General features: G+C 75.3%; 8 protein-coding genes and 1 pseudogene. 8 read left to right on the plus strand and 1 reads right to left on the minus strand.

Features of this window, described 5'->3' with window-relative positions; translation table 11 throughout:
* Together ACFVHO_RS40250 and cobI are read left to right on the plus strand one after the other, a co-directional pair.
* Window positions 1–698, plus strand: a 698-nt coding sequence (locus ACFVHO_RS40250; protein ID WP_385725505.1) for a hypothetical protein, incomplete at its 5' end; no start/stop codon positions are given.
* Window positions 695–1,435, plus strand: a complete 741-nt coding sequence (cobI, locus tag ACFVHO_RS40255; RefSeq protein ID WP_385725506.1) for a precorrin-2 C(20)-methyltransferase — start codon at window positions 695–697, stop codon at window positions 1,433–1,435. The genes ACFVHO_RS40250 and cobI, both read left to right, overlap by 4 nt.
* Before the next feature lie 53 nt (window positions 1,436–1,488).
* Here the strand turns inward: cobI and ACFVHO_RS40260 are convergent, their stop codons facing one another.
* Window positions 1,489–2,220, minus strand: a complete 732-nt coding sequence (locus ACFVHO_RS40260) for a ZIP family metal transporter (RefSeq protein ID WP_385725507.1) — start codon at window positions 2,218–2,220, stop codon at window positions 1,489–1,491.
* A 133-nt stretch (window positions 2,221–2,353) separates the two neighbouring features.
* On the opposite strand from ACFVHO_RS40260, the gene cobM reads away from it, so the two are divergent.
* The 6 genes and pseudogenes from cobM (at window position 2,354) to cobC (ending at window position 8,815) form a co-directional block, all read left to right on the plus strand.
* Window positions 2,354–3,175 (plus strand): precorrin-4 C(11)-methyltransferase, encoded by an 822-nt coding sequence (cobM, locus tag ACFVHO_RS40265; RefSeq protein ID WP_385725508.1) that lies wholly within the window; start codon window positions 2,354–2,356, stop codon window positions 3,173–3,175.
* Complete coding sequence (cbiE, locus tag ACFVHO_RS40270; protein ID WP_385725509.1) at window positions 3,172–4,599, plus strand: precorrin-6y C5,15-methyltransferase (decarboxylating) subunit CbiE; 1,428 nt, start codon at window positions 3,172–3,174, stop codon at window positions 4,597–4,599. The genes cobM and cbiE overlap by 4 nt, the downstream gene beginning before the upstream one ends.
* Window positions 4,596–6,431, plus strand: a complete 1,836-nt coding sequence (gene cobJ / locus ACFVHO_RS40275; protein ID WP_385725510.1) for a precorrin-3B C(17)-methyltransferase — start codon at window positions 4,596–4,598, stop codon at window positions 6,429–6,431. Before cbiE ends, cobJ begins: the two co-directional genes overlap by 4 nt.
* 101 nt (window positions 6,432–6,532) lie before the next feature.
* Window positions 6,533–6,841, plus strand: a pseudogene (locus ACFVHO_RS40280) (precorrin-8X methylmutase); the annotation flags it as partial.
* Entirely contained in the window at window positions 6,838–7,767 is a 930-nt protein-coding gene (locus ACFVHO_RS40285; protein ID WP_385725511.1) for a sirohydrochlorin chelatase, read from the plus strand. The pseudogene ACFVHO_RS40280 and the gene ACFVHO_RS40285, both read left to right, overlap by 4 nt.
* Window positions 7,751–8,815 carry an Rv2231c family pyridoxal phosphate-dependent protein CobC gene (cobC, locus tag ACFVHO_RS40290; protein ID WP_385725512.1) on the plus strand — a complete coding sequence of 355 codons (1,065 nt, stop codon included), beginning with the start codon at window positions 7,751–7,753 and terminating at the stop codon, window positions 8,813–8,815. The genes ACFVHO_RS40285 and cobC overlap by 17 nt, the downstream gene beginning before the upstream one ends.
* Window positions 8,816–9,035: the final 220 nt, after the last annotated feature.

A 9,035-nucleotide genomic window follows, 5' to 3' on the forward strand; every position in this document is an offset into this window, starting at 1 on the left:
GGCTCCGCCCCCGGACCCCCGAATCGGCGCTTCGCGCCTCGTCCTCAAGCGCCGGACGGGCTGAAGTCAGCACCCCGAACGTGCAGGAGCCGTTGCAGCGGCCCGTTGTCGCCGTGGCCGGTGGGGCCGCCTTCTCGTTCGCCTACGCGGAGCACAGCGAGCTGCTTGCCGCTGCCGGGGCCGAGGTCGTGGCCTTCGATCCGCTGCACGACGAGGAGCTTCCCCCGGGGACCCGGGGGCTCGTCATCGGGGGCGGGTTCCCGGAGGTGTACGCACCCGAGCTGTCCGCCAACGAACCCCTGCGGAAAGCCGTGGCGGAGCTCGCCAGGAGTGGTGCGCCGATCGCCGCCGAGTGTGCGGGGCTGCTGTATCTGGCGCGGGAGTTGGACGGGAAGCCGATGTGCGGGGTGCTCGACGCGACGGCGCGGATGTCGGAGCGGCTGACGCTGGGGTATCGCGAGGCCGTCGCCGTGTCGGACAGTGTGCTCGCGGGCGTGGGCACGCGGATGCGCGGGCACGAGTTCCACCGCACGGTCGTGGAACCGGACGCGGGGGCGGCTCCCGCCTGGGGGCTGCACGCTCCTGAACGGCGCGTCGAAGGTTTCGTACAACAGGGAGTGCACGCGAGTTATCTGCACACGCACTGGGCCGCCGAGCCCGGCATCGCCCGTCGGTTCGTGGAGAGGTGCAAGCCATGAGTGGCAGCGGCAGCAGGCTGATCGGGGTCGGGGTGGGTCCCGGTGATCCCGAGCTCGTGACCGTCAAGGGTGTGAACGCGCTGCGCGGCGCCGATGTCGTCGTCGTACCCGTCATGGACACCGGCGAGCGCGGCCGCGCCGAGGCGACGGTGCTGCACTACGTTCCGGCGGAGCGGGTCGTGCGGGTCGTGTTCGCGTTGAACGAGCGCACCGACCGGGCGCGGCGCGAGGCGGCCTGGGACGCGGCCGGGGAGCGCGTCGCCGAACTGCTGCGGGAGCGCGGCACGGTGGCGTTCGCCACGATCGGCGACCCCCATGTGTACTCGACGTTCACCTACCTCGCGCAGACCATCGAGGAGCTGGTGCCGGGCGTCGTCGTGGAGACCGTGCCGGGCATCACGGCCATGCAGGACCTCGCGGCGCGCAGCGGTGCCGTGCTCACCGAGGGCACCGAGCCGTTGACGCTGGTGCCGGTGACGGCCGGGGCCGCCGTCCTGAAGGACGCGCTCGCCGGGCCCGGGACCGTGGTGGCGTACAAGTTCGGGCGGCTCGCGCACGAGGTCGCGGCGGCGCTGCGGGAGACGGGGCGGACCGAGGAGGCGGTGTGGGGGTCGGCGCTCGGGCTGCCCGAGGAGTCCATCCAGGGCGCCGCCGACCTGGGTGACGGGCCGCTGCCGTACCTGTCGACGCTCATCGCGCCCGCGCGGCGCGAGGGCGGGCGGGGCGGGAAGCTGTGACGTCCACCGGTCGGCCACGGCCAGGACCAGGGCGCCGCGCCACCGCGCGCGGCTCACTCGGCGATGCCCACCACCAGCCAGATGAACGCCGCCCCCGCCACCGTGCAGAGCAGCGTCGAGCGCGCCGGGTGGTCGTGGTGGGCCTCGGGCAGGATCTCGGCGGCGGCGAGGTAGAGCAGGGCGCCGCCGAAGAAGCCGAGATAACCGCCGAGCAGTTGCTCCGGAATGGTGAAGGCGAGTGTGGTGGCCGCGCCCACGACCGGGGCCGCGGCGTCCGCGAGGAGCATCGCGACGGCCTTGCGGCGGGCGTTCCCGTACAGCCGGGTGATCGTGTACGTGTTGAAGCCGTCCGCGAAGTCGTGGGCGATGACGGCGACCGCGACCGCCACGCCCATGCCGCCGCCCACCTGGAACGCGGCGCCGATCGCGACGCCGTCCATCACGCTGTGGCCGACCATCGCCGCGGCCGCCGTCAGGCCGACCTCCGGGACCCGGCCGCCCGGGTGCTCGGCCGCCCCGTGCGCCGTCCGGCGCAGGGCAAGGAGCCGCTCCACGACGTGTGCGAACAGGAAGCCCGCGACGGCGAGGAGCAGCGCCGCCGGTACGCCGAAGACCGGGCCGCCGGCCGCCTCCAGGGCCTCGGGCAGCAGATCGAGGCCGACGACGCCGAGCATCAGGCCGCCCGCGAGCCCGAGCACCAGATGGCGCCGGTCGGTGACCCGCCCGGCGGTCCAGCCGCCGACGAGTGTCATCACGAACGCGCCGAGCGCCACGAACACCGCCATGCGCTCTTGCTAGCCGATTGAGCCCGCCCCCGCATCGCGCACCCGCCCCATGGGCCCACGGGCCACTCCCCCGGCCCCGTCCCCGGGCCGCACGTCCTCTTCAGTCCCCGTTCCGCACGAGAGGAACTCCCCCATGGCCGACGCCGCCCCCACCGGCAAGGTGACCTTCGTCGGCGCCGGTCCCGGTGCCGCTGACCTGCTGACCTTCCGAGCCGCCCGGGCCATCGCGGACGCCGACGTGGTGATCTGGGCCGCCAGCCTCGTGCAGGCCGACGTCCTGGAGCACGCCCGTGACGGCGCCGAGGTCCTGGACTCGGCGGTGATGTCCCTGGAGGACGTCGTCGCCGTGTACGAGCGGGCCGCAAGGGACGGCCTGAAGGTCGCGCGGATCCACTCCGGGGACCCGGCGCTGTGGGGCGGTACGCAGGAGCAGCTCGACCGGTGCGCCGCGCTCGGCGTCGCGACGGAGATCGTGCCGGGCGTCTCGTCGTTCTCGGCCGTCGCCGCCATCGCCGGGCGTGAGCTGACCGTTCCCGAGGTCGCCCAGTCCGTGATCCTCACCCGGCTCGGCGGCGGCAAGACACCGATGCCGCCCGGCGAGGAGGTGCGGGAGTTCGCACGGCACGGCACGACGATGGCGCTGTTCCTGTCGGCGGCGCGCAGCGGCCAGCTCGTGCGCGAGCTCCTCGAAGGCGGCTACCCGACGACCACGCCCGTCGTCGTCGCGTACCAGGCCACCTGGCCGGAGGAGCTGATCCTCACCTGCACCATCGAGACGCTGGAGGAGACGGTGAAGGAACACCGCCTCTGGAAGCACACCCTGTTCCTGGTCGGCCCGGCGCTCGGCGCGCACGGCACCCGCTCGCACCTGTACCACCCGGGCCACTTCCACGGCTTCCGCAAGGCCGACCCCGAGGCCCGCGCGGCGCTGCGCGCGGAGAGGCCCCGCTCGTGATCACCGTCATAGGTACGGGGACGGGGGCACCCCTGGACGAGGCGGCCCGCGCGGCGGTGCGGGGCGCGGCGCTCGTGGTGGGGGGACGCCGTCACCTGGAGGCGGCGGGTGTTCCTGCGGGGGTGCGGCAGGTGGTGCTCGGTCCGCTGGCACCCGCGCTGGAGGCGATCGAGCGGTGCCTGACGGCTGACGGCGAGGTCGCTGTCGAGCGGCTCCTGCCGTCCGAGGGCGAGGTAGGTATCGAGGGGCTCCTGCCGTCCGAGGGCGAGGTGATCAAAGCCCGTCCGGCGATTGAGGACGAGGCCGCAGGCCGATCGGCGGCCACCACGCCCCCGGCGCGCATAGTCGTCCTCGCCTCCGGGGACCCCGGATTCTTCGGCGTGGTCCGCGCCCTGGCGGACAGGTTCGGGCCGGCCGCCCTGGACGTCCGCCCCGGCGTCTCCTCCGTGGCAACGGCCTTCGCCAGGGTCGGCCTGCCCTGGGACGACGCCATAGTGGTCAGCGCCCACGGCCGCGACCTGCGCACCGCGGTGAACGCCTGCCGCGCGCACCCGAAGGTCGCCGTCCTCACCGGCCCCGGCGCGGGCCCCGCCGAACTGGGCGCCGAACTGACCCGCCGCGCGGAGGGCCGCACCCTGGTCGTGGCCACCTCCCTGGGCGCCCCCGCCGGCGAACGCGTCGAGCGGGTCACCCCCGCCGAGGCCGCCGCCCGCGACTGGGACGCCTCGGTCGGCGTCGTGCTCTGCCTCGACGAGGACCGCGCGGTCACCGCCGCCGCCCGTACCGTCGCGGGCGCGAGGTCCGGGCCCGGCCGGTGGGCCCTGGACGAGGCGGAGTTCAGCCACCGGGACTCGATGATCACCAAGTTCGAGGTGCGGGCCCTCGCGCTCGCCCGGCTCGGGCCGCGCGTCGGCGACCTGGTGTGGGACATCGGCGCGGGATCCGGCTCCGTCGCCGTGGAGTGCGCGCGGCTCGGCGCGGCCGTGACCGCCGTGGAGAAGACCGCCGACGGCGTCGAGCGTGTCCGCGCCAACGCCGCCGCGCACGGCGTCGACGTGCTCGCCGTGCACGGGGCGGCGCCCACCGTCCTGTCCGACCTCGCGGACCCCGACGCCGTGTTCGTCGGCGGTGGCGGGCGTGAGCTGCCCGCCATCGTCACCGCGTGCGCGCGACGGGCGCGGCGGGCCGTGGTGGTGTCCCTCGCCGCGGTCGACCGGGTGCCCGCGGTGCGGGCGGCGCTGCTGGGGGCCGGGTTCGACTGTGACGGGGTGCTGTTGCAGTCCTCGCGGCTCGCGTCGCTCCCGGGTGAGGTCACGCGGCTCGCCGCGACCGATCCGGTGTTCCTGCTGTGGGGTACGCGGTCGGCTGCGCCGGGCGCGGGGCCCTTGGGTTCGGCTTCCTTTACCGAAGGGGTGGTCCAGTGATCGGCCTGATCTCCGCCACGGAGGCCGGCGGGCGTGCGCGCGCACGGCTCGCCGGTGCCTGGCCCGCGCGTACACGGGTGTACGAGGGTCCCGTGCGGGACGCCTTCGAGCGGGCGTTCCGCGAGTGCGAGCAGGTGGTGTGCTTCCTCGCCGCGGGCGCCGTGGTGCGGTTGGCCGCGCCGCTGCTCGCGGGGAAGTCGGCCGACCCCGGGGTCGTGTGTGTCGACGAGGGCGGGCGGTTCGCCGTCGCCCTGCTCGGCGGGCACGGTGGGGGCGCGAACGCGTTGGCCCGGGAGGTCGGGGAGGTGCTCGGGGCCGAGCCTGTGATCACGACCGCCACGGATGCGGTGGCCGTGCCGGGGCTCGACACGCTCGGGTTCCCCGTGGAGGGGGACGTCGCCGGGGTCACCCGGGCCATGTTGGACGGGGAACCCGTCGCCCTGGAGGCCGAGTTGGCGTGGCCGCTGCCTGCCCTGCCCTCGAACGTCAAGGCACCGTCGAACCGGGCTGTGCCCGCCCTTCCCCGAGCTCTCGGCTCCGCTCGAACAGGGGAGACCCCTGTCGCCCTGCGGGACGATGGCCCACAGTCAGGACCGGCGGCCCCCGACAGCCGCGCCGGACAGGGCGAAGCCGTGCGCCGGGAGCAGCCGACGGTGCGGGTGTCCGACCGCACCCTTGAGCCCGCGCTGCGTGAAGTCGTGCTGCGGCCGCCCTCCCTCGTCGTGGGGGTCGGTGCCAGTAAGGGGGCGCCCGTCGACGAGGTGCTGGGGCTGGTGCGGGAGTCGTTGCGCGAGGCCGGGCTCTCCGCGCTCTGTGTGCGGGAGTTGGCGACCGTCGACGCCAAGCGCGACGAGCCGGGAATCGTGGCGGCGGCCGGGCGGCTCGGGGTGCCGTTGGTGACGTACGGCGCCGAGGAGCTGGCCGGGGTCGTCGTGCCGAATCCGTCGCGGGCGCCGCTCGCCGCCGTGGGGACGCCGTCCGTCGCCGAGGCGGCCGCGCTGCGGGGCGGGGGTGAGCTCGTCGTGCCGAAGCGGAAGTCGGAGCGGGCGGACGGCAGCCCCGCCATGGCCACGTGCGCGGTCGTGCGGCGGCCCGCGCGGGGGCGGCTCGCCGTCGTGGGGCTCGGGCCCGGCGCCCGGGACCTGCTCACGCCCCGCGCCCGCGACGAACTGCGGCGCGCCGCCGTGCTCGTGGGCCTCGACCAGTACGTCGACCAGATCCGGGATCTGCTGCGGCCGGGGACGCGGGTGATCGAGTCGGGGCTCGGCGCCGAGGAGGAGCGGGCCCGTACCGCCGTCGCCGAGGCCCGCGAGGGCCGGGCGGTGGCGCTGATCGGGTCGGGGGACGCGGGCGTGTACGCGATGGCGTCGCCCGCGCTCGCCGAGGCCGGGGACGACATCGACGTCGTCGGCGTACCGGGAGTGACGGCCGCGCTCGCCGCCGGGGCGCTGCTCGGCGCGCCGCTCGGCCACGACCACGTGTCGATCAGCCTGTCCGACCTGCACACGCCGTGGGAGGTCATCGAGCGCCGGGTGCGCGCGGCGGCCGAGGCGGACCTGGTCGTGACGTTCTACAACCCGCGCAGCCGCGGCCGGGACTGGCAGCTGCCCAAGTCCCTCGCGCTGCTCGCCGAGCACCGGGCGGCGTCCACGCCCGTCGGTGTCGTGCGCAACGCCTCGCGCCCCGACGAGAGCGTGCGCCTGACCACCCTGTCCGCGCTCGACCCGGGCAGCGTCGACATGATGACCGTCGTGACCGTCGGCAACACCGCGACCCGCGCCATCGCGGGCCGTATGGTGACGCCGCGCGGCTACCGCTGGCAGGGGGTGTGACCGCCGTGGGCGACACACGGAGCACGGCACGCGTCGTGCGTACCGTCGAGCAGGAGCCGTTCCGGCGGCCGCCCTCCCGGCTCGGCACCTCGCACTTCGCGCCGCTGACGCGTTCGGCGCACGCGGTGCGGCTCGCGTGCGAGCGGGTCGGTCCCGGCGCGCCCTGGGTGGTCGGCCGCGGGTCCACCACCCTGGAGGAACTGCCGCTGCTCGACGCCGGGCCCGCCCTCGTGCTCGGCCTCCCGGTCGGCGCCGTCGAGTCCGAGGAGGCGTTGCGCGCTGGCAAGCTTCCCGCCGTCGGCAACGTGCCCGAGAAGGGGGGTTCGGCGGTGGCCTCGGCCGCTCTGAACGCCCTGCCGCACCACCCCCCGGCGCCGGGCGCCGGGATCCGACCCGAGGAGAACAAGTGACCACCCCGCCCGCACTGCTCATCGCCGGACACGGCACCCGCGACGACGCCGGGGCCGCCGCGTTCCGCGACTTCGTCGACGAGCTGGCGCGCCGCAACCCCGAACTGCCCGTCGCAGGCGGTTTCATCGAGCTGTCGCCGCCGCCGCTCGGCGAAGCGGTGACCGAACTCGTCGAACGGGGCGCGAAACGGTTCGCGGCCGTGCCGCTGATGCTGGTGTCCGCCGGGCACGCCAAGGGCGACATCCCGGCCGCGCTGACCCGTGAGAAGGACCGCCACCCCGGCATCTCGTACTCCTACGGCCGCCCGCTGGGCCCGCACCCCTTGATCCTGCGGGTCCTGGAGCGGCGGCTCGACGAGGCGCTCGGCGACACGGCGCGCACGCCGGAGGACCGAGCCGACGTCACCGTGCTCCTGGTGGGGCGCGGCTCGACGGATCCCGACGCCAACTCCGAGGTGTTCAAGGCGGCGCGGCTGCTGTGGGAGGGGCGCGGGTACGCGGGCGTGGAGACGGCGTTCGTGTCGCTCGCGGCGCCCGACGTGCCGTCGGGGCTCGACCGGTGCGTGGCGCTGGGCGCGCGGCGTGTCGTGGTCCTGCCGTACTTCCTGTTCACCGGCGTCCTGCCGGACCGGGTACGGCAGCAGACCGACGGCTGGGCGGCCGCGCACCCCGACGTGGAGGTGCGCTCCGCCGATGTGATCGGCCCCGAGGAGGAGTTGGTCGAGCTGGTCATGGAGCGGTACCGGGAGGCCGTGGGCGGGGACCTGCGGATGAACTGCGACACCTGTGTGTACCGGGTGGCGCTGCCGGGCTTCGAGGACAAGGTGGGCCTGCCGCAGCAGCCGCACTTCCACCCCGACGACGACGGACACCACCACCACGGCCACGGCCACGACCACCACGGAAGTCATGCGCACTCCCACTGACGCCCGGCCCGACGTCGACCTGCGGCACCACGGGGACGTGGAGGTGCGGGGCGAGGGCGATCTGGTCGACCTCGCCGTCAACGTCCGTGCTGGTACGCCGCCTTCATGGCTGAAGCAGTGCCTGTACGCGTCCCTCGACGGCCTGGCCGCCTACCCCGACGGGCGGGCGGCGCGGGCCGCGGTGGCGGCGCGGCACGGCGTTCCGCCGGAGCGGGTGCTCCTCACCGCGGGGGCCGCCGAGGCGTTCGTGCTGCTCGCGCGGGCGCTGCGGGTGCGGCGGCCCGTCGTGGTGCACCCCCAGTTCACCGAGCCGGAGGCCGCGTTGCGGGACGCCGGGCACACGGTGGGGCGGGTGCTGCTGCGGCCCGAGGACGGGTTCAGGATCGATCCCGGCCTGGTGCCCGAGGACGCGGACCTCGTCGTGATCGGCAATCCCACGAACCCCACCTCGGTGCTGCATCGCGCCTCGGACATCGTCCGGCTCGCCCGCCCTGGGCGGGTCCTCGTGGTGGACGAGGCGTTCATGGACGCGGTGCCGGGCGAGCGGGAGGGCCTTGCGGGGCGTGTCGACGTGCCCGGGCTCGTGGTCCTGCGGAGCCTCACCAAGACGTGGGGGCTCGCCGGCCTCCGCATCGGTTACGTCCTCGCCGACTCGGCGCTCGTCGCCGAGCTGTCCCGCGCGCAGCCGCTGTGGCCCGTGTCGTCGCCCGCGCTCGCCGCGGCGGAGGCGTGCGTGTCGCCTCGGGCGCTCGCCGAGGCGGGTCATGTGGCCCACCGGGTGGCCGCCGAGCGGCGGTATCTGGTCGGCGGGCTCGGGGAGTTGCCGGGGGTTTCCGTCGCGGGGCCCGCGGCGGGGCCGTTCGTGCTGCTGCGTGTGGCGGACGGGCTTGTGGTGCGGGAGCGGTTGCGGGAGCGGGGGTTCGCCGTGCGGCGGGGCGATACGTTTCCGGGGCTCGGGGCGGAGTGGCTTCGGGTGGCCGTGCGGGACCGGGCCACGACCGATGCGTTTCTCGGGGCTTTGCGGGGGGTGCTGGCCGTCGGGCCCTGAGGCCGGTGCCCTGCCGGGGGCTCCCCAACCCCGCCCCTTCCCGAACCCGGGGCTCCGCCCCGGACCCCGTATCGGCGCTTCGCGCCTCGTCCTCAAACGCCGGACGGGCTAGAAATTTGCTGCACCGGCGACATATGTAGCCCCTCCGGCGTTTGAGGAGCGGGGTCTGGGGCGGAGCCCCAGTTTCGGTGAAGGGGTGGGATTGGGGGCTCCCAGCCGG

The organism is Streptomyces sp. NPDC127108 (genome assembly GCF_042677545.1).
In the GTDB taxonomy this organism is placed as follows: domain Bacteria; phylum Actinomycetota; class Actinomycetes; order Streptomycetales; family Streptomycetaceae; genus Streptomyces.